The sequence below is a fragment of the Psychrobacter sp. TWP2-1-2 genome, from assembly GCF_049896785.1.
GTDB lineage: Bacteria > Pseudomonadota > Gammaproteobacteria > Pseudomonadales > Moraxellaceae > Psychrobacter.
Genome location: NZ_JAFCVA010000001.1, coordinates 214,362 through 238,391, shown reverse-complemented (window position 1 = coordinate 238,391; position 24,030 = coordinate 214,362). Strand labels below are relative to the sequence as shown.

At 42.7% G+C, this 24,030-nt stretch carries 17 protein-coding genes; 4 read left to right on the top strand and 13 right to left on the bottom strand.

The window, feature by feature from the left end; genetic code table 11:
• Positions 1–55: 55 nt before the first annotated feature.
• Positions 56–961, bottom strand: a complete 906-nt coding sequence (locus ACP7AE_RS00980) for a LysR family transcriptional regulator (protein WP_426241047.1) — start codon at positions 959–961, stop codon at positions 56–58.
• Positions 962–1,255: 294 nt separating this feature from the next.
• Here ACP7AE_RS00980 and ACP7AE_RS00975 point away from each other — a divergent pair, with 294 nt between their 5' ends.
• The 3 genes from ACP7AE_RS00975 (at position 1,256) to lldD (ending at position 6,001) form a co-directional block, all read left to right on the top strand.
• Positions 1,256–2,962, top strand: coding sequence for an L-lactate permease (locus ACP7AE_RS00975; protein WP_193007398.1), 1,707 nt, complete (start codon positions 1,256–1,258; stop codon positions 2,960–2,962).
• Positions 2,963–3,024: 62 nt separating this feature from the next.
• Positions 3,025–4,731 (top strand): D-lactate dehydrogenase, encoded by a 1,707-nt coding sequence (dld, locus tag ACP7AE_RS00970; protein WP_198329965.1) that lies wholly within the window; start codon positions 3,025–3,027, stop codon positions 4,729–4,731.
• Positions 4,732–4,858: 127 nt separating this feature from the next.
• The gene (lldD, locus tag ACP7AE_RS00965; RefSeq protein ID WP_426241046.1) at positions 4,859–6,001 is read left to right on the top strand and encodes an FMN-dependent L-lactate dehydrogenase LldD; all 1,143 of its coding nucleotides are present in this window, start codon (positions 4,859–4,861) and stop codon (positions 5,999–6,001) included.
• 254 nt (positions 6,002–6,255) lie between these two features.
• On the opposite strand, the gene ACP7AE_RS00960 is transcribed toward lldD, so the two are convergent.
• Both ACP7AE_RS00960 and ACP7AE_RS00955 read right to left on the bottom strand, forming a co-directional pair.
• On the bottom strand, positions 6,256–7,524 hold the full coding sequence (locus tag ACP7AE_RS00960; RefSeq protein ID WP_426241045.1) for a tyrosine-type recombinase/integrase: 1,269 nt from the start codon (positions 7,522–7,524) through the stop codon (positions 6,256–6,258).
• A gap of 1,284 nt (positions 7,525–8,808) precedes the next feature.
• The gene (locus ACP7AE_RS00955; RefSeq protein ID WP_404642631.1) at positions 8,809–9,294 is read right to left on the bottom strand and encodes a hypothetical protein; all 486 of its coding nucleotides are present in this window, start codon (positions 9,292–9,294) and stop codon (positions 8,809–8,811) included.
• 381 nt (positions 9,295–9,675) lie between these two features.
• Between ACP7AE_RS00955 and ACP7AE_RS00950 the strand changes: the two genes are divergently transcribed.
• A complete protein-coding gene (locus ACP7AE_RS00950; protein WP_193007394.1) occupies positions 9,676–10,341 on the top strand; it encodes a hypothetical protein in 666 nt (221 codons plus the stop codon).
• Positions 10,342–10,491: 150 nt separating this feature from the next.
• Here ACP7AE_RS00950 and ACP7AE_RS00945 read toward each other — a convergent pair whose 3' ends face one another.
• From ACP7AE_RS00945 to ACP7AE_RS00900, 10 genes are all read right to left on the bottom strand, one after another.
• Complete coding sequence (locus tag ACP7AE_RS00945) at positions 10,492–11,235, bottom strand: zinc-dependent peptidase (RefSeq protein ID WP_426241044.1); 744 nt, start codon at positions 11,233–11,235, stop codon at positions 10,492–10,494.
• A gap of 76 nt (positions 11,236–11,311) precedes the next feature.
• Positions 11,312–12,304 (bottom strand): RhuM family protein, encoded by a 993-nt coding sequence (gene rhuM, locus ACP7AE_RS00940; RefSeq protein ID WP_201540760.1) that lies wholly within the window; start codon positions 12,302–12,304, stop codon positions 11,312–11,314.
• An 85-nt stretch (positions 12,305–12,389) separates the two neighbouring features.
• Positions 12,390–13,460, bottom strand: coding sequence for an AraC family transcriptional regulator (locus tag ACP7AE_RS00935; RefSeq protein ID WP_426241043.1), 1,071 nt, complete (start codon positions 13,458–13,460; stop codon positions 12,390–12,392).
• Positions 13,461–13,628: 168 nt separating this feature from the next.
• Positions 13,629–15,710 carry a hydantoinase/oxoprolinase family protein gene (locus ACP7AE_RS00930; RefSeq protein ID WP_426241042.1) on the bottom strand — a complete coding sequence of 694 codons (2,082 nt, stop codon included), beginning with the start codon at positions 15,708–15,710 and terminating at the stop codon, positions 13,629–13,631.
• A gap of 46 nt (positions 15,711–15,756) precedes the next feature.
• On the bottom strand, positions 15,757–16,650 hold the full coding sequence (locus tag ACP7AE_RS00925) for a hydantoinase B/oxoprolinase family protein (protein WP_426241041.1): 894 nt from the start codon (positions 16,648–16,650) through the stop codon (positions 15,757–15,759).
• Between the two features lie 19 nt (positions 16,651–16,669).
• The gene (locus ACP7AE_RS00920; RefSeq protein ID WP_426241040.1) at positions 16,670–17,524 is read right to left on the bottom strand and encodes a hydantoinase B/oxoprolinase family protein; all 855 of its coding nucleotides are present in this window, start codon (positions 17,522–17,524) and stop codon (positions 16,670–16,672) included.
• A gap of 368 nt (positions 17,525–17,892) precedes the next feature.
• Positions 17,893–18,441 carry a peroxiredoxin-like family protein gene (locus ACP7AE_RS00915; RefSeq protein WP_201540756.1) on the bottom strand — a complete coding sequence of 183 codons (549 nt, stop codon included), beginning with the start codon at positions 18,439–18,441 and terminating at the stop codon, positions 17,893–17,895.
• Positions 18,442–18,740: 299 nt separating this feature from the next.
• Positions 18,741–19,985, bottom strand: a complete 1,245-nt coding sequence (locus tag ACP7AE_RS00910) for a DUF819 domain-containing protein (RefSeq protein WP_426241039.1) — start codon at positions 19,983–19,985, stop codon at positions 18,741–18,743.
• Between the two features lie 176 nt (positions 19,986–20,161).
• The gene (locus tag ACP7AE_RS00905) at positions 20,162–21,826 is read right to left on the bottom strand and encodes a DEAD/DEAH box helicase (RefSeq protein WP_426241038.1); all 1,665 of its coding nucleotides are present in this window, start codon (positions 21,824–21,826) and stop codon (positions 20,162–20,164) included.
• A gap of 583 nt (positions 21,827–22,409) precedes the next feature.
• The gene (locus ACP7AE_RS00900) at positions 22,410–23,681 is read right to left on the bottom strand and encodes a DUF1176 domain-containing protein (protein ID WP_426241037.1); all 1,272 of its coding nucleotides are present in this window, start codon (positions 23,679–23,681) and stop codon (positions 22,410–22,412) included.
• Positions 23,682–24,030: the final 349 nt, after the last annotated feature.

Here is a 24,030-nt window from a genome sequence, read left to right as displayed (position 1 = left end):
ATTAGCTTTTTTATTTCATTAGTTTTTTTATATACATCAAAAACAGGCTTATTACTTAGTAGTAGTAAGCCTGTTTTTGATGTAATGAGTCTCGTAAATGTGCAACGAGCAGTTTTAACTTTTGATCCGGTTGTCTGGCCTTAGGATAAACCGCATATAGCCCCAGCTTCTTGCTGGTAAAACATTGTAAAATCTGCGTGAGTGTATTTTTCTGTATCTCCTCATAGATCAACACTTGTGGTAAAAAAGCGATACCTAAATCGCTAAGCGCGGCTTGTTTAATTGCACTCAGATGATTGCTATGAAACCGACCAGGGACAGATATTAATTGCTCTTTGCCGTCTATATATAGCGGCCATGTACTGTTAGCCGTATTATCAAACCTATAAACCAAGCACTCATGATTTTGTAACTGTTCAGGAGTTTGAGGCGCACCATGTTGCTCTAAATAGGCTGGAGTCGCGCATATAATCCACTGGCTATCTATAAGGCGCCTTGCAATGAGTGAAGAATCTTCAAGCACAGCGGTCCTTAGTGCCAAATCAAATCCTTCCTCTATCAAGTCAACCAATCGATTGGTAATTTGTAACTCTACTGATACTTCAGGGTGTTGTTTACAGAATTCGGCAATAGATTCGCTAAATATGAAATTCGCAGAGACCACAGGCATGGTTATACGTATATGACCTTTCATATCTTCGCCGTAACCCGTGACAGCATTTTCAGCTTCTTGAAAGGCGGATTTAGCAATTTTAGCTTTGTTATAAAGCGCCCTGCCTGCATCGGTTAAGCTCAACTTTCTAGTGGTTCTATAAAGCAGTTGTATATTTAAGTTCTCTTCTAATCTCGCAATGCGCTTGCTCACTACCGAGTTCGTCAATGATAATTTTTCAGCGACTCTAGAGAATGACCCTTCTTCGACAACTTGAACGAATAAAATCATGTCGTCAGCTTTGGTCACACTTGTTCTCCAATTTTAGTAATGTGTTTCTAATTATAGCAAAAAAGGAAAATAACATTGTCCATTGATGCAATATATCAATGAATTAACAAGGCGTAGACTATTTCAGGGCATTTTTAACATTGGGACATAAACTGTCGCAAGTCGTGCTCGGCTTTGTCTACAAGACAGCTTTAGTAAATAAGCAGTCCCTATTTGTGAATATTTAATACAACTTAGTCATCATAGATTCGTCAAAATAAAGGCTTCGATGACTTAGTTCAAGGAAGATCACACAATCAAAAGGATGTAATTTTGAATCAAACAATATATGGGCTTTTGGCATTACTGCCAATCGTTCTCTGTGGTATTTTTCTGATAGGTTTGCAATGGTCAGCTAAAAAAACAATGCCTATCATTTTAGTGGTTACCGCTGCGCTTGCCATTTTTATATGGGATATGACGCTTAACCGAGTGTCATCATCTATTATTCAGGGTTTGGTCATTACGGTTTCGGTATTGTGGATAGTCTTTGGTGCTATTTTTTTGTTGAATACATTAAAACATACTGGTGCAATCGCCGTTATCCGTGCTGGGTTTACTAATGTATCGCCAGATAGGCGTGTGCAAGCCATTATTATTGCATGGTGCTTTGGTTGCTTTCTTGAGGGCGCCTCTGGTTTTGGTACAGCTGCCGCTATTGCAGCGCCTTTGCTGGTGGCAGTAGGATTTCCGGCGCTGGGTGCGGTGTTGATGGGAATGATGATACAAAGTACACCTGTATCATTTGGTGCGGTCGGTACGCCTATTGTGATAGGGGTAAATGATGGGTTAGATAAAGCTGCCATTAGTGCTCAACTGGCACAACAAGGAGTACAGTGGGGCGAATTTTTACAACTGATTACCAGTCAAGTCGCCATTATTCACGGTGTCATTGGTACGTTTATGCCACTTTTTATGGTGATGATGCTCACTCGCTTCTTTGGTAAAAACAAAAGCTGGCGGGAAGGCTTTGCGATTTGGCCGTTTGCAATTTTTGCAGGCTTGGCATTTACAATCCCTTATATGATAACCGGTGTTTTTTTAGGGCCAGAGTTTCCGTCACTGGTCGGTGGCTTGGTCAGTATTACTGTCGTTGTTAATGCTGCTAAAAGAGGGTTTTTGGTACCAAAAACCACATGGGATTTTGAACCGCAAAAAAACTGGCCGAGTGAATGGCTTGGTAAGTTAGTGGTCAGTAAAGAAGATATTACGCTAACCTTGAGTGATAAGAAGATGTCCACCCTTATGGCGTGGTTCCCTTATTTATTGGTTGCCCTTTTACTGGTGTTTTCAAGAGTATTTACAGGCTTTCAGTCTTTACTTAACAGTGTAGCAGTAGACCTAACCTCGATTTTAGGTGAGACAGATATCAGTGCCAGTTTTAGTCCTTTATACTTACCGGGCGGCTTGTTACTAATTAGTGCTTTGGTTGCCGCCGCTTTTCAAACTAGAAAGCCCGTCAGCGCACTAAACAGTGCCTTTAAAGAATCAGGTAAGACTGTGTTAGGGGCAGGTTTTGTACTTATCTTTACGATTCCAATGGTTAGAATTTTTATTAATTCAGGCATAAACTTATCAGATGTGGCGAGTATGCCAGTCGCCAGTGCAGAGTTGTTTTCAGGTACTTTTGGCAATGTTTTTCCATTGATTAGTGCAACCATTGGTGCTTTAGGTGCATTTATCGCAGGCTCTAATACCGTATCTAATATGATGTTCAGTCAATTCCAATATGAAGCCGCCATGAGCTTACATATTTCACCTTCTCTAATCATCGCAGCGCAAGCGGTTGGTGCCGCAGCCGGTAATATGGTTGCCATACATAACGTGGTGGCTGCATCAGCAACGGTGGGTTTACTTGGTATGGAGGGCGCCACACTTAGGCGTACTATTTTACCCACCATATACTATGTGTTGTTCTGTGGCATCATCGTCATGGCCGCCATTTATATTTTTGGTTTTCAAGGTCCCTTGGCATCATGAGTGACACACCATTACAAGATAAGGAGCGTCATATATCTTCGTCAAATCAAGCTTCTCAAGGCATGCTTAGTCCTGATCAGGTGTTAGATAAACTAACCAACTTGCTAGGCGCGAGTAATGTACAAGCTGATCCAGAGAAAAATGAGCACTATAGAATGGGGTGGCGCTCTGGTGGCGGCAGTGCCTTAGCGGTTTTGTTTCCGCAAACATTGCTGGACATTTGGCGTAGCCTAGAAGTGTGCGTTGAAGGCGACTGTATTATCATTATGCAAGCGGCAAAAACAGGCCTGACTGAAGGCTCAACACCAAGCGGTAATGACTACGATAGACCCGTTGTGGTGATTAATACGCTTGCCATAAACCAGTTGTATTTGGTGAATGATGGCGAGCAAGTGATTAGCTTGTCTGGGGCGACATTGCATCAGTTGCAAAGTCAGCTTAATGCTGTCAATAGAGCGCCTCACTCTGTCATCGGTTCCTCGACGTTAGGTGCGTCTATTATTGGTGGTATATCTAATAACTCTGGTGGAGCTCTGGTTAAAAGAGGGCCTGCTTACACCGAGCTTGCATTGTTTGCCCAAATAAATGAACACGGTCAACTGGTGCTAGTCAATCATCTAGACGTCAAGTTGGGTGATACTCCTGAAGAAATATTAACGAATTTGCAAAACGGTCATTTTGATAGAAGAGAATTACCTGACACTGGTAAGCTCGCATCTGACAGAGAGTACATCGCCCGAGTAAAAGATGTTGATGCAAGCACGCCCAGTCGCTTTAATGCGGACAAGCGCAGACTGTATGAAGCAAGCGGCTGTGCTGGCAAGCTTGCCGTATTTGCAGTACGTCTTGACACTTATCCAATAGCGGCAAAAGAGCAAACTTTCTACATAGGCACCAACAGTGTGAGTGAGCTTGCACAGCTCAGAAGACAGATACTATCCCGCTTCGACAATATCCCTGAAGTGGGCGAGTATATGCATCGTGATATATTTGATGTCTCCGCTAAATACGGTAAAGACACGTTCTTGAGTATCAAGCATCTCGGTACAAATGCTTTACCTAGACTGTTCTCTATCAAAGGCGCTATGGATGCAAAATTTCATAAGTGGTCATGGATGCCAAAGCATTTCACTGACAAAGTCATGCAGTTTATCGCTACTCTATTTCCAAAGCATTTGCCCAAGCGCATGATGGAGTACCGTAATCAATACGAGCATCACCTCATCATAAAAATGAGTGATGAAGGTATAGCAGAGGCTCAAGATTTTCTGAAGACGTTTTTTGATGCGTCGGACACGGGTAACTATTTTGAATGTAGTCAGGAAGAATCAGAAAGCGCGCTTTTAAATCGTTTTGCCGCAGCCGGTGCCGCATTACGCTATGAAGTTATACATGAAAAAGAGGTCGGTGAGATATTAGCGCTGGATATTGCCATACCACGTAACGAGCTAGAGTGGCTTGAAAGCTTGCCTGAAGACATTGAAAAACACTTAGAAAAGAAGCTGTATTACGGACATTTCTTTTGTTATGTGTTTCATCAAGACTATATATTAAAGAAGGGCAGTGATGCCAAGCTTGTTAAAAAGATGATGTTAGAGCTATTGAGCGCACGCGGAGCCAAATATCCTGCTGAGCATAATGTCGGTCATCTATACGAAGCAGAGCCTGATTTGCAGAATTTCTATAAAAGTCTAGACCCAACCAATAGCTTTAATCCCGGCATCGGTAAAATGTCAAAAACCAAACGTAACTGCTCGTGCTGTTTGTAATAGGCAGTTTGGGCTAAGCTTGCTGCTTCAAAAACAAGCCAATTGCATCCATCGTTTAGCACTAATCAATAAATAATTAGAGATTCAAAAATATTACATAGATATCTAACAGAATAAGGGCAAGCGTATGATTATTTCATCTCCAAACGACTACAGGGCTGCTGCCAAGCGCCGACTGCCACCATTTCTATTTCATTATATAGATGGCGGTGCTTATGAGGAATATACCTTAAAACATAATGTTGAAGATTTATCAAAAATTGCCCTTAGACAACGTGTACTGAATGATATGTCACAGCTTAGTCTCGAGACGCAGTTATTTAATGAAACTCTGTCTATGCCTGTCGCGTTGTCACCCGTGGGTCTGACAGGCATGTATGCCCGCCGCGGAGAAGTGCAGGCCGCTATGGCAGCCGATCAAAAAGGCATTCCGTTTACCATGTCGACAGTTTCGGTTTGTCCGATTGAAGAAGTAGCGCCTAAAATTAACCGTCCAATGTGGTTTCAGCTTTACGTATTAAAGGACCGAGGTTTTATGAAAAATGCCTTGGAGCGTGCCAAAGCGGCGGGGTGTTCGACCTTGGTTTTTACGGTAGATATGCCAGTACCAGGGGCACGCTACCGAGATATGCACTCCGGTATGAGCGGTAAAAATGCCGCTATGCGCCGTTACTTCCAGTCTATGACACATCCGCAATGGGCATGGGATGTAGGACTAAATGGCCGTCCGCACGATCTGGGTAATATCTCTACTTATTTAGGCAAGACAACAGGATTGGAAGACTATATAGGCTGGCTAGGTAATAACTTTGACCCCTCTATTTCTTGGAAAGATTTAGATTGGATTCGCGAGTACTGGGATGGGCCTATGGTCATCAAAGGTATTTTGGACCCCGAAGATGCCAAAGATGCGGTGCGTTTTGGAGCCGACGGCATAGTCGTATCCAATCATGGTGGGCGACAGCTGGACGGTGTTTTATCCAGTGCACGTGCTCTGCCTCCTATTGCCGATGCGGTTAAAGGAGAGATTAAAATCTTAGCCGACTCTGGAATACGCAATGGCTTAGATATTGTGCGTATGTTGGCTTTGGGCGCTGATATTTGCATGCTAGGGCGCGCCTTTATTTATGCTTTAGCAGCGGATGGCAGTGCAGGGGTAAGCAATTTGTTAGAACTTCTAGATAAAGAAATACGCGTCGCAATGACCTTGACTGGTGCCAAAACGATTGCTGATATTAATTCTGACTGTTTGGTAAAACTGGATAATTAAACCGAGGCTATAGAGTTTGTCAGTACACGAAGTGAGCTATTGCAAATAAGATACCGGAGCTTAGAAGCCGTCGGCTTGGTCGTTGAACACAAGCGCGAGGTTGCAGAAATTCCAATATCTAGGCTACCAACAATCGAATGTTAGGGTGTTTTGGTTGTTATGTGATGACTGGGAATGAGATGCTATGCAAAAGATTATTGTGAATGCTAATAGGCATATTATTGTTGAGTGATATGATCAACGTAAAGCAATCATTACGTTGAACCCCGAAGCTTATCTATATAATTAGCCCAATCTTGCATCATCAGTATTCGAGTATCTATTTCATCTAATCGGTTATAAGCGCCACCATGCGTATCTTTTATTCGATGTCCTAATTGCAGCTCAGTCACGATATCTGAATAACGCAGTTCAGGCTGTTCCATAAGTAAGGTTTTAGCAGATGCTCGAAATCCATGAGCGCATTGAATATCTTTGTAGCCAAGCCTATGAAATATTTGTACTAGTGTTGCTTTGCTAATATAAGGATTACTTGAGGCACGTATCGATGCAAATACATGTTCTTTATGAGCTGTGACTGATTGTATTTTTCTTAAGCGCTCAATTACTTGAGTGGCTAGTGGTACAACTAAGTGCGATACCATGTCATCACGACCTTCGCCTTTTGTTGGGGAAAACTCCCATAGCTTATTATCCCAATCTATATCTTGCCAACGCATAGACCGCAAATCGATACTACGCACAAAGACATATGGCAGTAAATTCATTGCCTCCAATGTGATTTTACTTGCACCTTTGAAATTGGACATATCGTTCAGGAGGGTGGCAAACTGATCAGGCTTGGTAATGGCTGGTAAGTGGTTGCCTGAACTGGCAGGTGCGAGCTCGCCACGTGTATCAATAGCTACATTTCTATCGCATAATCCTCTTGCGACAGCAAATGAGAAGACTTTTTCAGTATAAAGCCGAGTGCTGGCACCAACGAAGGTTGCTTGATTTTCATTGTTTTGAATCGCCTCACATACACTCAATATCATCTCGCTCGTGATATCATTCATTCTTAAGTCGCCAATTTCTTGGCACATATATCCTAGACACAAATCCCAAAATTTAAGGGTTGAGTCACTAAACGCGCGCTTTCTAGATTTACTATGGTGACGACTTGACGTTTTGTGATCTCGCCACGCTTGTGTGATTTCAGAAAATGTGGCGTTCTTTAGATGAGCATACTTATTGACTTGTTCTTTTTTATGAATGGCTTTAGGGTCGGAGCCTTGTGCGACCGTGCTAAGTACAGCTTCTGCTTTATACTTAGCTTCATATAGACTGATATCTTCGACCTTACCTAGCATTATTCTGGGGCGCTTACCATCGATATGCGGATGAGCGTACCGTAAGTAGTATTCCTTTTTACCATTTGGATAAATACGAATACTTAAACCCGCGATACCTGAGACACTGACCGAGTAATCTTTATCTCGGCATTCAAGTTTATTGATATCATTTAAATTATCGACAGCCATGATGTACATCCGTCAGCTTTATAAGCTAGGTAAATTGTGAATGTTAATCTATTATCTCTATACTTAGAGTTAGAACAACCTTTGCGCACGTTTTATAAATCCTGAGAAGCGTCTTCTGGGAAGCTTAGATAGCTATTGGACACCAACATGGACACTGTTATTCATTAATCATTTTATAAAACCCTTTAAATTAGAGGTTTTAATATCAAATCATCCCCAACCTTCACTTGGGAATAATTATAGTATAACGACTAAAGGAAGAGTAGGCTATGCGTTTATTGAGCTGTAGGCTATTATTACTGGTTATTTTGGTCATATAATTGGGGTTAATATAAGATGGATGCTTTGCCTAGCATTTGATTGAGCATATTTTCGACAAAAACCATGCTCCTGTACGTGCACAGAATATAAAAATTAGAGGCATAGTACTGTTCTGTGCAAATTTAACGGTTGTTAACTCAGTGCTTTAGATGGAATTATATTACGAATAGTGAGGGGGTTTTTGATAACTTAAAACAAAAAGTATTACAGCTTAGTTGGTCATGATATTTGCCACTATAAGGTAGATCTAAACCAGACTTGCAGACAGGCTAAGTAGGAGCATTGTAAGATCATACCTGCGCTATTAGAACGGATATGAAGTAACAGATAACCAAAAGAGTGATGATTTTTGAGCTAAGCTAATAATCTATAGGTAGTGATATCTTTATATGCCTAACGTATTGCAAAAGCATTCGTACCAAAGAGCCAGATGATTAAGAATAAGAGACTACGCAAAGGGCTAGCCATGCATGGTGAAGGTAATAAGCATATTAACCATAGTCAGAACAAGTTCATCGAACAGATTAACTTTGAATGAATGGTAGAATTACTGTATCTACAACACATAAGTTTGTGAAATACATGCAAAGAGGTTATTAGCGACTTGATCTAATATACTAAGCTCAATTAGGGCTCCGCGTATTAAACCTTCAAGGCATATCAGCTAGTAGTTACGTTAGGAGTGATTACGGTATTTATTTGATAGATAGTACATATTCTGGTCAAGCAATTATCAATCAGATTAATAATTTACCGTTTGATTATAATTCCATGAATTTACTATCAGATACTGATTATTTAACATAATATACATTATGCGAAAACAAGCCAATGGCTTTAGAGGTTAGGCTCATAGTCTTATACAGTACCATTTATAAGCTCTCATTCTTGGTAATGTGATTCTTATTCAGGGTTTATAACTTTTTATATTTAGGTATTAATAAAAATAACACTCAACATTTACTAGCGACAGGTTTCTAGTAAATGCTTGCGTAAAGACTTTCCATCTTCATCTAAAATCACATCTGCTACTCGGCAATTAGCATCGTCATCGGTACCATTACATGACAACTCATAATAAACATTGCTGCCATGTGCCAAACTCACTTGCACCAATCCTTGATCAGTCATCGAAAACTGTTTGTCTTGGGCATAATCAGGATCTTGCGAATCCCACAATACATCATAATCAACATGACAAGATATTTGCTCTCTATCAAAATAGTCTTGCTCAATCTGCATCGCGGCTTGTAGATCTGGGTCGGCATACTGTTGCAATACGACCGGATTATCCATGCCTTGATTGCTGACATCTTGCTGATACATGTTGCTAATGGTCGCTATTTTTATGGCTGCATAAGTCTGAGTTGACTCTGCTATATCAGCTATAGCAGAATTGGTTGCTATCAGTCCCATAGCTAGCAGCGTCAGTGAATAATATGTTGGCATGGCGTTCTCTACGAGCTTCAATGATATAAGTGTTATAAACCATTACATCATAACCATATTATGACTCTGCTGTATTATCGTATCATTCCGGTTTATCTACTAAAAACGATCTATTACTTAGGGCGTGTCCTCAATTCAATCGATTATTATCTAAATGGACTAAAAATGGCTAAATTTTGCCAAACATCGTTAAATAGCTTATTAATATCTCGATATTCTTTGCGCTACTTTCCTTGTTTGACGGCAATTTATCTCATTTTTATCACCATTTTTAGAATAAGGACACACCCTAGTAACTTTTTGCTCAGGAATCTTGTGAAATTTGCCCAATTATATTCACAGTAACGTATATTTCGCTAACCACTGCGACAAGGATACTTTATGACCCTATTATCTACTTTCAAAGACCGTTCATCTAAATTAACCGTTGGCGGCGCATTGGCTTTGGCGCTAGCAGCAACTGGCTGTCAATCTTCTGCTGAATCCAATATAGCCACTCCAAATCAATCTAACGGCCATTCATCAACGCCCGTTGTCTCCGATATCAGTCAGCAAACCCTTAAGCAGCAAGCCTTACGTATTCAGCGCGCGCTTGCGAATAAAGATTTTGCTCGCATTACCAATGATATTCATCCAACCCGTGGCGTCCGTTTTTCGATGTATGCCTATGTGCGTCCTGAGACAGATAAAGTCTTTAACCGTGAACAATTCGCCCAATATTTGCAACAGTCTAAAATTCGTTTTACTTGGGGTGAAAAAGACGGTACGGGCGATCTACTCGTCACGCCACTACCTACGTATTTAGACACGTGGATTGATGCTAGCAAATTTAACAATGCCAGTATCAGTATTAATGAGTTCCAACACAGTGGGAATATGATTAATAACCTGAAGAAAATTTATCCCAATTCAGAGGTTGTCGAGTTTTATCATAAAGGCTCGGAGGAATACGCTGGTATGGATTGGCGCATCATGCGTTTAGTGTTTGAAGAGTATGAAGGTAAACGCTATTTGGTCGCTATTGTGAATGAGCAATGGACAACTTAAATAGTTTTTATCTAAAAAAACATAGACTTAAAGGAAAAATAAGCCAAAAAAAGGGCAGTGTCATGAAACCCATGCACTGCCCTTTTTCATTGCTTTTTCATGTCTATATATTCATTATCGAACATTAATAGTGACTATTAATGATTTTGATTAAAGTGGTGTTTGGTGAAAAAACTTCACCATTATGTCGTAAATATCAGGGTAAGCATCGATCAGCTTTTGCGGCGTCTCAAAAAACACCTCACTGAGTACCGCAAAAAATTCCGCAGGATTAGTCGCGCCATAACGATCAAGACCTGATTTATGACGGCTTTGAAAATCCTCAAAATCTCGTGTCATAATCTCAGTCCAGCGCGCAGGATCCATATTGGTTTGCAGTGGTGGAAAGCCGTTGGCACGACCATTTAACATATCAAGCTTATGTACAAACTCATGAATGACGACGTTGTGACCATCGCGCTCCCCTGAGTGTTTGGCACCCTTCCATGACAGAATCACGGGACCGCGCAGCCACGCTTCGCCGCTACGGTGTTGGCTGCCCTCATGGACGATACCCAACTCATCAACAGTGGTGGTTTCACTTTTGTAAGAATTCGGATAAATAATAATGGCTGACCAGCCAGCATACCATTCAAGGCTAAGGTTTAAGATAGGCAAGCAAGCTTGCAAGGCGATGGATTGCCGCACCGCATTGGTAATCTCGAAACCCTGCGCCCCAGTAATCGACTTATCCGCCAAAAACAACGTCGCCAGCTCAAACAAGCGTGTTAGCTCGTCCTCATTTAACCGATCAAGTATCACAATACGCTGAGCCGATTGCAGCCAGTCAGCATGAGTAAATTCGCTATTGTCTAAGATACGCTGCTCGCGCCAGTCTTTTATTATGCTAAACATATTGAATTTCCTTTAATTTTTGTCATTAGACTGTGCTTTTTATGATATTAAATAATGCTGACAATAAGCCTGTTTATCAACTCTCTAACGACAACATATTCATAATCAGCTTAATCAAGGTTTCTTTTTGGTTGGGATCAGATTCAGCGACTAACAAGGTTAATGCGGCAAGCCCGGTATTGTTGATGACCATCTCACCTTTATCATTGAGCAGTCGATTATTACGATGCAAAAAATCCACGAATAAAAAAGCGCCGCTGCGTTTATTACCATCGGTAAAAGGATGGTTTTTGACCATAAAGTACAGCAGATGCGCCGCTTTACTCTCGATGGTCGGGTATGCAGGCTCACCAAACACCGTTTGCTGTAAATTACCCAGCACACTGTCCAAACCATCACCGCGAGGCTTAGCAAATAGCTCGGTCGCTTCACCTCTATTTATCAGCTGCGCTTTTAAATCCGTCAGTGCTGCCATCGCCTCAGTCGGACTGGGTAAGATTCCGCCATCCTCCCCTGAAGGATTATCAAGCAAGCCTTCGTCATAACGCTGTAACCATAAGAATGTCTGTGTATAACGGCTAATAATCTCAACCAAGCCGCGTCCTTCATCGGTTTTAAGCTCGGGACTTTGCGCGGTTTTTCTAATTAAATTTAATGCTTGTTGTAGTTCGCTTGAGTTTTTATCAAAGCGCTCTTGATTGAGCGTATAGCCTTGAACTAAGTATTCACGTAAGCGCTGGGTTGCCCAGCGTCTAAACTGCACACCTTGGGGAGATTTGATGCGATAACCTACTGAGATAACTACATCTAAGTCATAAAAAGTCACAGGGCGGTCAGAATTTGCAATATGCATTTTTTGCATATTGCTTTTCTCAGCGATCTCTTCATCGTTTATGGCATTGGCAATATGACGCGAAATCACTGATTGGTCACGACCAAACAACTCAGTCATTTGTGATTGTGACAGCCAGACCGTATTCTGTCCAAAACGTACGTCTACCTGCGCTTTTCCATCAGCGCTTTCATATATCTCTACTTTTGCTGTTTTATGATTTGTAGTATCAGTCATCTTGGTTTTTCCTTAACTTAATATACGCACTTATGCTCAATTCATAAATTATACGGCGACTGCATGACAGAGTACATAACAATGACTATACTGTGCCTGGTGTATCTCGCGGCGAATAACCAAAATGCTGCTTATAAATGCGTGAAAAATAACCTTGATCGGCATAGCCTACTCTATGAGCGACCTCATCTATAGTCACGTAGCTTTTGGTTTTTAAAATGTGATTGGCCTGCTTTAAACGCAATTCCTTGACCCATTCTGAAAAGCTATAGGGCAACTTAGAAAACAGTTTATGCAAGTATCTGACAGATATATGACAAGCAGCAGCGACCATCGCTGGAGTTAAAGCGGAGTTTTCTAGATGCAAATAAACGTAATTCTCGATGCGCTTTAGGTGCACCGACTGTATGGACGAGCTGCAACTCATCATCACCTCTTTCGGGGCACTCAATGTCAATACAATAAGATTAAGCAGCTGCTGCTCTAGTATTTTTATCTCCAAGTCACCCAGCTGATTGTTATGAATAAGCGCCAGTATTTGACCAATTTGAAATTCCAGTAACCTGCCTGCCCCTTCATCAATAGACAGACTGCGGGCAAACTGCCGCTCTATAGTGCCCATTTGCGGGGTTAATAGCGCTAAAGGCACTTTAATCACATACAGTGATGCTTCGTGCAGATGATAGAACTCATAAGGTAGGCTGGACAGCTCAATAAAGAACTGACCGGGCTTAGACGTTAGCTGTCGACCTTTTTGAGTAAAACGAACGTCGCCTGTGATAGGAAAAGTTATTAAGATACTGTCATCAGTATAACCAGAACTCTGTACGCTGCGACTATAGTGCACAGTGTTAGCATGATAATGAGACACGCCGATATCCAAAAGCTTGGCATGTTGCAAAAATCCAGAAAACTTATTTGGTTGCCGAAAGCTCACATCAAGATCAAAGTAAGTGTCACTGATGGTACGCTTCCAATCGAAGGCACCTAAGGTTTGCATGCGATCCGTTGCTGGCATCTCTAACCCTGAGAGGCTTAGAAGATTTTTATTCATTGATAAATCATGTGCAGTGACGTCTTTTGTCTGACCTGCCTGCAACTGCAAGGTTTGATGAGAAGTATTTTGATAAAGATTTGGCTTTTGATTTGCATTCATCCTTGAACACTCAATATATGGTATACAACTGTACTGATATCCTATCAGTTATTCATCAATAATCCTCTTTTATATCATAAAATAAAAAAGGCTTCAGGCATTAAAGAGTACTTAATGCCTGAAGCCTTGAGTTGGTTTTTCTTTATAACCTGCTTTTATAGACTTGCTTTATGCTGCTCGAGTCAGCTTATAAGTGCCAGTCTCATGCAGCTCTGCTTGCCAGCCATTTTTAATGACCACAGTAGTGGTTGGCTCTTGGATAAGCGCAGGGCCTGTGACCAATGCACCAGCACCGAATTTCTCACCGTCATAGATAGGCGTATCAATCCAGTGATAGGACTGATCAAACAGCATCTCGCGGCTACCCGTTTTAGCATTACTGATATCCCCTTCCTGCGGCACAAGGCTCGGTAGTTTTGGCTTACTTATTTTACCAATTACTGATACCTCAATGTTGACCAGCTCGACGTGACTATCACGCTCATCATAAGTATAAAGTTCACGATGGCGATGATGGAACAACTCTAAGATGGTGCTGACACTTTCAGCATCGAGCTTACCATTCGGTATCAGCACGTTACATTCATGCACCTGACCAACATAGCGCATCTCCATGGTACGTTCGATGGTGATATCTTCATCTGTAAAGCCATCTTCTAGCAGTTTTTGTACACCCTGCTCTTCAAGCTCTTGTAGCTTGGCATTGAGTGATTGCAACTCTACCTCTGGTGCGAGAATCATCATTTGTGTCACTAAGTAGTTATACTTGATATCAGAGATAATCTGACCAAAGGCGCAGAGACAAGATGCGATTTTTGGGATTAAAATAGTCCCAATCCCCATCTCTTCAGCCAAAGCAATGATATGCATACCAGCTGCTCCGCCTGCGCAGACTAGCGCAAAGTCCCGAGGGTCATAGCCTTTTTCGATAGTAATACGGCGAATGGCATTAGACATGTTTTGGTTAACGATAGCACTGATACCAAATGCGGCATGATCTAACTCGATGTTTAGCGGATCAGCGATGTGTGTTTGCACCGCTTGTACTGCTTTGTCTTTGTCTAAAGTGACACTACCGCCTAACACCGCATTCGGCTGTAGATAGCCCAATACTAAGTTTGCGTCTGTGACGGTTGGCAAGTCACCGCCTTTACCATAACATGCCGGTCCAGGAGTCGCTCCAGCACTCTGAGGACCGACCTCTAGCATACCAAAGGTATTAACATGTCCAATAGAGCCGCCGCCCGCCCCTAATGTTTCTACATGAATCATAGGTACGCCAATACGATTACGTAAGAAATCAATATCGCGGTTGAGGCTGGTTCTGCCTGCCTTCGCCATGGTGATGTCAAAAGAAGTACCGCCCATGTCGACCGTGATAATATCGTCAATTCCAAAAGGACTGGCAATATACAGCCCCGCTTGCGGTGCCGATGCGGAGCCTGAGTTAATGGCATTGACCGCACGCTCTCGCATGATACTACCAACTGCAAGTCCGCCATTAGACTGGAAATAACGTACTGGCTGCTCAGCGCCTAACGCCTTAAAATAGTCGTCAATCTTATGGACATAAGATGCCATAACTGGGCTTAAATAAGCATTTACTAGGGTCGTTGAGGTACGGGTGTATTCCTTAATCTGTGGATATACGTCACTACCACAGCAGACGAACACCCCTGGCATATGCTGCTCAACAAGCTCTTTAGCGCGCTGCTCATGCTGAGTATTGCGAATAGACCAGACGAAGGAGATAGCAACTGCTTGAACGTCTTGCTGCTTTAACACTTTAATCGCATCGAGGATATCTTGCTCATTTAGCGGCTCGTGTTCAGTACCATCAGTTAAGATACGACCACGGATAGGAAAGCGACGATCACGGGTAGCAATTTGAGGTGCTGGCGGGTAGCTGGCATCATAGCGATGCCCTTCTTCTTTATGCCCTAAGCGTATCTCGATACTGTCCTCATGGCCTGCCGTACATAATAGACCAACCTTTACCCCTTTCATCTGAATCAGGGCGTTTAGCGCGACGGTAGTACCATTGATACATAGGTCACGGGCTTGAATAATATCTTCAATAGGACGGTCAAACTGGGTGGCGATTTGCTGTAACCCGTTGGCAATAGCCAAAGTACCATCTTCAGGGGTAGAAGGTGCTTTGAATAGATGGACATGGCCACTTTTTTCGGCCAGTACAAAGTCAGTAAACGTCCCGCCAGCATCGACTCCAATACGGAAATCATTTTTCATAAGTCATCCTTAACTCAAATTATTTAATATCAGTTGGTATTTGGTGTTATGCCGTCAGCTTACGACGTAAAGCATTCGTCTCTGCTTCATTGACCGCCAGCGTTTGTGGGTCAATAACCACACCATACTCAGTCTTAGCTGCTGCCACTGATATCACTCTTTCTTCGACGTCTTTTAACACTGCGGGTACCGACCGTGCAAACGAGATGCCGTAGCCGCCACCGCCAGGATTGGTATTACGCGCACGGTCACCCGGTTGAATTTCAGTCATTATATTTTGCTTGTGCAGATCAGTGACGCCATCCTTATGGATAATCTCTAAGCGCCCTAATTTCAGCTCAGGTGATATTTGCTCCGCACCAGCGGCACCCATCGTCGGGTGCTCACGGCCTTCCCCAAACGCCACTACTGTCATCTCATGACCCAACGGTTCAACTTCCCATACGGTGCCGCAACCACCACGATACTCACCAGCACCGCCACTGTCTTCTGCCAAGCCATACTTATGAATTAAGATAGGATATTGATACTCTAGTAGCTCAATATCACCAGAGCTTAGCGCGCCGAAGCAACATAATGGGCCACAAGCATGCCAGCCATCCATCTGCTGAGTCGCGCCAGCACCAGAGATAATCGAAGCTAGAATCATAGTGACGTACTGTTCTCCTGTTTTTGGGTCAACACCTGAGATATTGATACCAGAAGCATGACCCCAAGAGGCGATCACGCGATCTGGCGCTGCATCTTCAAATGCCATACGCACGGCATCCGTTAAGGTTTCCATCGGTGTGGTGGTACAGTTCACATGAGGTGCAGGTTCTTTGGCATTACATAGCGTGCCATGCTCACCCAAGTCTACCGTGACACAGCGGTATAAACCTTCGTTGTACGGCGGATCGACTTGGGCAAACATCATCAGCCCTAGGAGAACACCAGACATCGAGTTACCCGCATAGGAGTTAATAAAGAAAGTAAGGAACTTGCGGTGGACTGGTAATCTTGATATGTACATCGCTGTCTTTAATCTCAATATCGGCGCTGATGGTCAAATCACCCAAACCGTGACCTGAATCTTCTAATACTGCTTCGCCATGATACTGGCCATCTGGAATAGATGAAATTAATGAGCGCATATGGGTATCGGCCATATCCTTTAGCTCTTCGATCGCCGCACGGACGGTCTCTACCCCATACTTATCTAGCAGCGCAATCATGTTACGCTCACCGACGGCACAAGCACCATACTGAGCGTTAAGATCGCCTTCTTGGTTACGACGAGAGCGCATATTACTATGAATTAAATTAATGACATCACGACGTCTAACGCCTTTTTCCCATATTTTGATAGGCGGAATGCGCAACCCTTCGGCGTATATCTCTTTAGCGTCTGGATTATATCCTGCCGGCACGGGACCACCGATATCAGTGACGTGACCTTTGCACACCGTCCAAAATACCAACTCGCCTTTATAAAACACTGGCTTATACATACAGCAATCTAGAATATGACTGCCCATCATCACGGGATCGTTGTGATAAATAACGTCGCCTTCATGAATTTCATCACCGTAATATTCGGCAACAGCTTTCATGGCTGGCATGAGTGAACCTAGATGAATAGGAATGTCTTGACCCTGCAAGATCATCTCAGGCAGATGATCAAACAGCGCATTGCTGTAATCGTGAGCTAAGTTAAAGACACTAGAGCGTGCGGTTTTTTCTAAGGTTGTCGTCATCTCGCGCTGCGCCGTTTCTAAGGCACCACGTACGACGGACAAGGTAATAGGATCAATTGAAGTGTGAGCGTTGCTCATGTGAGACTCCCTGTCTAGAAATTTATATCAGAAGATATGAGTGGCTCTGTAAAATATAACGTCCAATGTGGCCGTCAATACTTAACAATTACACTCATTCTTTATATGGCTGTCATCCATCCTAATGACGAAGCTTTTTTTACTATAGCGAGGTTTTTGGTAAATTAATTGGCTGACAGTGCAGAGTTTTTGACTGTGAGTGCACACCTGTATAAATAAGGTTTGTGATTTCAGCTTTTGGAGAGAATGTTAACAATAAAGAGCGTTTGCAATAAAAAAGACAATGCATCGGTTATGATGCACTGCCCTATGAATTTACGTCTTTGACTAGTTATTAGTTTAGTAATGCCGTCGTCAATAATACAGTCTTAAGCATAATCGTGTGTACCACGAATAGGATAGTTTTTTTCTGGATTTCTGATAAAGGCTAGACCATTTGCCAAGGCTTCCAGCTCAGGTCTAGTAAAAGGAGCGTTGGAGATATCTACAATCTGAATCTTCCCTTCTGTATTAATAACAAACAAGCCGGGCTCTGCAAATGGATGATCGGTTTCTTTCTCTGAACGTGGGTTGGAGATATAAAGACCCAGCATTTTCATTTGTTCAACGGTCAGATCATAGGCGATAGGAAAGCTCACATTTATTTTTTCCAAATGACTTTCTACCTGCTCTTTGCTGTCACCTGAAACAGCGATGACGTCGACACCAGTTTCATTAAATACCGATTTTAATGTTTCTAACTGATTGAGGTATTTGGTGCAAATGGGACAATGTTGACCTCGGTAAACAACCACCATTTTCCAGTCATGACCATTTTTGGGCTTGCCTAATAGCGTCATGTCACCATTATAAGTGGGTACTTCTATATTGGGGAATGTTGCACCAGCAATGATTTTTGGGTTGTAGTTTGCTTGCATTTTTTCATCCTTATAGTTTTGAGTTAAAAATATTTAATATCAAATTTGAATGTTTGCTCAATTTGGTATGTATTGATACTACAAGTAAAAAGCCGACGGTGAAGTCGGCTTTTTGTTATTAAATTGGCATAAATTGAAAGTTTTTCTCTCTGTAGAGATATGATGGGTCAACATAGTTGTTTATCAACTAATACTAACCAGTCCGACTCATATGAATATGATAGCGATTAACAGCGCAGACTAGTTAGCGTTACTACAGAAGCGTCTAGCGTTACCAATGCTGAGCATTATATTCGAGCTCACCCTACTACCAAGCGCATCAATTGGGTACTAATATAGCCACCGAAAGTACCTACCGCATAACCGAGAATACCCAAAAACACCCCAACTGGCGCGAGTGATGGGTGAAATGCTGTTGCGACAATGGGTGCTGATGATGCACCGCCAGTATTGGCATTGGAGCCGACTGCCAAAAAGAAAAACGGCGCACGAATTATCCTAGCCACAGCAAAGATAATGACAACGTGAATGCTCATCCATAATAAACCAATAAGTAACAATCGCCATTGCGAAACGATACCCGCAAGATTGATTTGCATACCAATAGCAGCAATCAAGATGAAGATGAATACCGTACCAATTTTGGAAGCGCCCACATGGTCGAGCCTACGAATCTTGGTAAAGGAAAAAATCACCCCTATCAAGGTTATAATCACAACCATCCAAAAGAACGAGCTGGCAAAGCTATATTGTACTGCCCAGCTATAGGGCGCAAAAAACCCTGCAATCTGACCACCAATAAAGTGTGCGACACCCACCATAGCAAAGCATAAGCCAAACATCACCATCAAGTCATTTAAAGTTGCTGGACGAGCATTGTCACGCTCATAATTCTCAACCGCCTTAATCACTTCATCAATACTACTGGTATCTGCCCTCAATAGCCGATCTATCTTATCGCTATGCTTCGCCAATACCAAGATAGCCAATAACCATAATGAAGCATTGGTGGTATCGACCAAAATCATCATCCCAAATAAATCATCACTGACGCCAAATAGCTCCTTCATCGCCGCTTGGTTTGCCGCGCCGCCGATCCAACTACCCGCCACCGCCGAAAACCCACGCCATAGCGTGTCATCAGTAAACATCTCAGGCGATATCCATTTAGCGACACCCAAGCTTATTGGACCACTGATAATAATCGCGATACTGGCGGCGAAAAACATGGCGATGGCTTTCCAGCCTAAGCCCAATATCTTGGGTACATCCATTGATAAAGTCATTAGCAGCAAACTTGCTGGCAGCAGATACGTGGCAGTAAAGCCGTAAATTTGTGAGCCGATGCCATCAGCGAAGACGCCTAAACTGTTTAGCGTCGCAGGGATAAAGCAGCACAGCACGATACCCGGTAATACCGCATAAAAGCGCTGCCAAAATTTACCGGGTAATCCTTGAGTATAAAAAACCAAGCCGATAATGGCCATAATGATGCCAAAAGCCAATGGCAGGCTATCAATAGTTAAATGAGAAATATCGGGCATCAAATAGCTCCGCAGCACACGATGAATAAAAGCTTGTTAGTATAGACAAGGCGAAAAAAACGCGCAAGCAGCGATCGAATAAACACAAAAAAGCCAGATAACAAGTATCTGGCTTTTTTAGTGCTATCTTTAGGCGATCAAGTAATTAATAACTTTAATCACCAAATATAACAATATTACGAGTTGTTACCACGGTTGCCGCCGTTTGGACGACCTTGACCACGGCTGTCAGAACGACCAGCTGGGCGACCTTGGCTGCCACTTGGACGACCACGACCTGTTGCAGCACGCTCACCACGTGGAACGCCAGTGCTATCGCCGCGGCTAGGAGCACCAGTGCGCTTGCCTTGATACGGCTTGCCACCTGAACGCTCGTTTGGTTTGCCTGACGCGTCACGTGGCTTACCTTGATAACCGCTGTCATTGCTAGCGCGTTGACCAGTTGATGAGCTGTCGCTTGAACGACCGCGAGCATTAGCAGGATTACCTTGATAACCACCACCCGCGCGACCACGGCCTTGACCATTACCACCGCCGTTTGAACGACCACGACCGCGACCACGACCATTACCTTTATTTTCGCTAGGTACATAAGTCTTCTTAGGCTCCATGCCTTCGATGATACATACTTCCATTTTGCGATCTAAATAACGGTTGATAGCGTTTAGCTGTGGACGATCATCCATGCTACACAAGCTGATAGCGATACCAGTACGACCAGCACGACCACAACGACCGATACGATGGACGTAATCTTCAGTTTGGCGTGGCAAGTCATAGTTAATAACGTGCGAGATAGCTGGGATATCTAGACCACGAGCAGCAACGTCAGTCGCTACTAGGATTTTTACTTTACCATTACGCAAGTCTTGAACGATACGGTTACGCTTGCTTTGTGGCAAATCACCATGTAGGAAGCTTGCTTTATGACCCGCTTCTTGTAGCTGTTTGGCCAGTTTTTCAGTACTACGTTTGGTAGCAGCAAAGATAATGATCTGTTCCATATCTTGCTGACAAACGATTTTATCAAGCAAACGGTTTTTGTGATCAAAATCATCACAGTAGTACACTTTTTCTTCGATGTGTGCAGATTCTACTTTGATTGATACACGCTCAGGGTTCTTAGTGAAGCTGGCAGCGATTTTACCTACTGGGCCATCCCAAGTTGCAGAACACATAATCGTTTGACGATCAATTGGTGCGGCACGAAGGATGTCACTGATGTCATCAGCAAAACCCATGTCTAGCATACGGTCAGCTTCATCAAGTACCAAAATTTCTAGGCTTGATAAGTCAACACGACCAGCATTGATATGGTCAAGTAAACGACCTGGGGTCGCAACGATAACTTGAACGCCTTTTTTCAACGCAGTGATCTGACCATTGTATGGTGCGCCGCCCACTAAAGGTACGCAGAATAGACCACGCATGTCTTTAGAATAAGTACGTACGCTATCATGTACTTGCTGAGCAAGTTCACGCGTTGGCGTTAAGATAAGAGCTTTAGTTAATTTGTCAAAGCTAGTGGCACGGCTTAAACGGTCAAGTACAGGGATAACGAATGCCGCCGTTTTACCACTACCGGTTTGCGCAGACAATAATAAGTCGCGGCCCGCTAGTGCAAAAGGAATCGCTTGTGCTTGAATAGGTGTTGGATTGGTATAACCACTGCGATCAAGCGCGGTCAAAATCGGCTTGGCAATGTCTAGTTCAGCAAAGGTGATTTGATCTTCATCAGTCGCGTCAGTAGTAGCCGCTTGATTATTAGTATCAGTATTTGGAGTGTCAGTTTTTTCGATGATGCCGTTTTCAGCGGCGATTGCAGATAAAATATCAGTCATGAGAATCCTTGGTAAGTATAAGTTGCTGTAAATTCAGCAAGCTTGATGCATACCACTGATAACCGTTCACCACGCTGCCTTTATTAAAGAATTACCGGACCACATGTAAGTGTCGATAATCAGAAGCCAAGCCAATAAAGCTTAGAGACTCTACAATAAATGCGTTCGTGCTGTCTGACGTATTTTGGTGGTAGTGCCGAGTGTCTCATCCTTGTTTGATATAAGCGTATTATTAATGCTTTGTCCAAAGCAAATAATCGCGAATAACAACCAATTTAAACCACATTTATGGTTCGGTAGATAAGATATGAGTCAAAAATAACTGCTATTTTCATGACAGGTTATTTAAGTACACAAAATCATCGGCAACAATTACTTATGGTCATCCTAGACCCAAAATCGCAGGCGATGTTATCAATCTCATAATTCACGAAAGCCTAAGCTAACGTGGCGACGCAGTATAGCACAATAAAATATTATATGTAGCTATTTATTAAATTTCTCGGTAAATAGAGCAAAATTACTTATAGATGTACGCATTCAATATGCTGAGTAATAAGACAATCAGCAGTATTATTGGCGGCTATCGCACCATTTTAACTTCAGTGACATACGTCGGCAGCTGCCACGCACCGCCCGCTTCAATCATACGGCAAAGCCCTGTGGTACTTTCATGGCTTTTTTCAAATGCCTTACCTGTCCATACCCAATCAGTCTTGGTTAAACAATCACCGATGCCGCGACCTTTTTGTACGGAAGTGATTTTACCCTTATCATAACCAGTGGCGTTCGTGGTTACCAATGTTGGCTTATAAGGTTTACTATCATTGATGACCCAGATGCCTGCACCAGTATTATAAGCGCCCGTCCAGCAATCGTGTTGTGCCAACAGCTGTGAGCCATTCAGTCGGCTCACACGCCATGGTGATTTGTCTGATAGATTGGGACAGTCACTATCCGCATCTTTCATTGTACTCTTCATCAGCGCCGCTAGCTGCGACGATTTCATCACAAACTTTCTATTGTCACTAGCGACGGCTTTCGGATTGGGCGCCACAAAGCGCAGTTTTGGTGCGGACTTGGGTGACAATACAGTGCTATTTGATTTGGCGGCACCATCAGTGTTGATAAAGGCAGATGATGTCCCTACTCGACCTTGGGCTTCATCTGCTTTGAGCATGACGGCGCTAGCCCCTTTATCAGACAGTTGCCAGCGTGAGTTACGTAGCACTAGCTCAATTTTGCTTGACTTAGTCAGTGCCTCTAGTAGCGCTGTGACTTGTGTTGGGGTCAGATCAGCATTACCTGCTGCAGTTGAAAAAGGCTTGGTTTCACCATAGTCTCTACCATTGATGAACAACGATATACGATGACGATTGCCAAGTTGCATCAAGGCTTTAGATGAGCTTTCCTTAGCACCGCCCAGCTTTACCTTGCCATCCACACCAGCATTTGCGCCTGCACGGCGTATGAGCAATACCGATATAGGAAATTCGCTATTGTTTTCTGCTTGATAGCCTGCCAGCCGGCACGTACGGGTATTGTCGCATACTACTTGCCAGTCTTGATTGGTAAATTCAACGCCATTGCTGGCCATCGTCGCTGTACTAAATAAAGCTGCGCTGATAGCAGCAAACATAGGTAATCGTATTTTATTTTTTATCATCAATAAGAGTATCTTTTTTATTTTTTTAGGATGGGTGGTTAAGTTGGCTTTGTATTGCAATATTGAGTATCGATCAGTATCTATCTGTTGATCGTTATGAATGGCGCTGAGTTTAGTATTAATAACTTTTAATTCGCTAGCCATCGCCTGTCGTGAGAAGTTGATCCGTTTACGGTTATCATCCTTCATAATCGTTATCCATCAATATAGTCAATCTTATTTCAATCAGATATTCTGTGTGACTTACTCAGTCTATTGTAATTGGCTCTATTCACCTTGCTGGTATCCCAATGGTATTGAGCCAATTAAATAAGCAGTACAAATACCCGCTTATTAAGGTGTTATCTGCTTGAGCTACTCAAGCTATCTTAACGTACTAAGGTTTCTATCTGTTGTACTAATGTATCATTGTGTAAACAGGTAAGTATATCTCTATTTTAATATAACCATATATGAATATAGAATAGCAAGATGTCGGATAAAATCAAGGCTGATAAGCAAATAGCCTATCAGCCTTGATTTTATTAATGCGTCTGTT

Excerpts from the sequence above, each read along its gene's own strand:
- dld (WP_198329965.1), top strand. The coding sequence starts at position 3,025 with ATGCTTAGTCCTGATCAGGTGTTAGATAAACTAACCAACTTGCTAGGC.
- lldD (WP_426241046.1), top strand. The coding sequence starts at position 4,859 with ATGATTATTTCATCTCCAAACGACTACAGGGCTGCTGCCAAGCGCCGA.
- ACP7AE_RS00960 (WP_426241045.1), bottom strand. The coding sequence starts at position 7,524 with ATGGCTGTCGATAATTTAAATGATATCAATAAACTTGAATGCCGAGAT.
- ACP7AE_RS00955 (WP_404642631.1), bottom strand. The coding sequence starts at position 9,294 with ATGCCAACATATTATTCACTGACGCTGCTAGCTATGGGACTGATAGCA.
- ACP7AE_RS00950 (WP_193007394.1), top strand. The coding sequence starts at position 9,676 with ATGACCCTATTATCTACTTTCAAAGACCGTTCATCTAAATTAACCGTT.
- ACP7AE_RS00945 (WP_426241044.1), bottom strand. The coding sequence starts at position 11,235 with ATGTTTAGCATAATAAAAGACTGGCGCGAGCAGCGTATCTTAGACAAT.
- rhuM (WP_201540760.1), bottom strand. The coding sequence starts at position 12,304 with ATGACTGATACTACAAATCATAAAACAGCAAAAGTAGAGATATATGAA.
- ACP7AE_RS00935 (WP_426241043.1), bottom strand. The coding sequence starts at position 13,460 with ATGAATGCAAATCAAAAGCCAAATCTTTATCAAAATACTTCTCATCAA.
- ACP7AE_RS00930 (WP_426241042.1), bottom strand. The coding sequence starts at position 15,710 with ATGAAAAATGATTTCCGTATTGGAGTCGATGCTGGCGGGACGTTTACT.
- ACP7AE_RS00925 (WP_426241041.1), bottom strand. The coding sequence starts at position 16,650 with ATGTCTGGTGTTCTCCTAGGGCTGATGATGTTTGCCCAAGTCGATCCG.
- ACP7AE_RS00920 (WP_426241040.1), bottom strand. The coding sequence starts at position 17,524 with ATGAGCAACGCTCACACTTCAATTGATCCTATTACCTTGTCCGTCGTA.
- ACP7AE_RS00915 (WP_201540756.1), bottom strand. The coding sequence starts at position 18,441 with ATGCAAGCAAACTACAACCCAAAAATCATTGCTGGTGCAACATTCCCC.
- ACP7AE_RS00910 (WP_426241039.1), bottom strand. The coding sequence starts at position 19,985 with ATGCCCGATATTTCTCATTTAACTATTGATAGCCTGCCATTGGCTTTT.
- ACP7AE_RS00905 (WP_426241038.1), bottom strand. The coding sequence starts at position 21,826 with ATGACTGATATTTTATCTGCAATCGCCGCTGAAAACGGCATCATCGAA.
- ACP7AE_RS00900 (WP_426241037.1), bottom strand. The coding sequence starts at position 23,681 with ATGAAGGATGATAACCGTAAACGGATCAACTTCTCACGACAGGCGATG.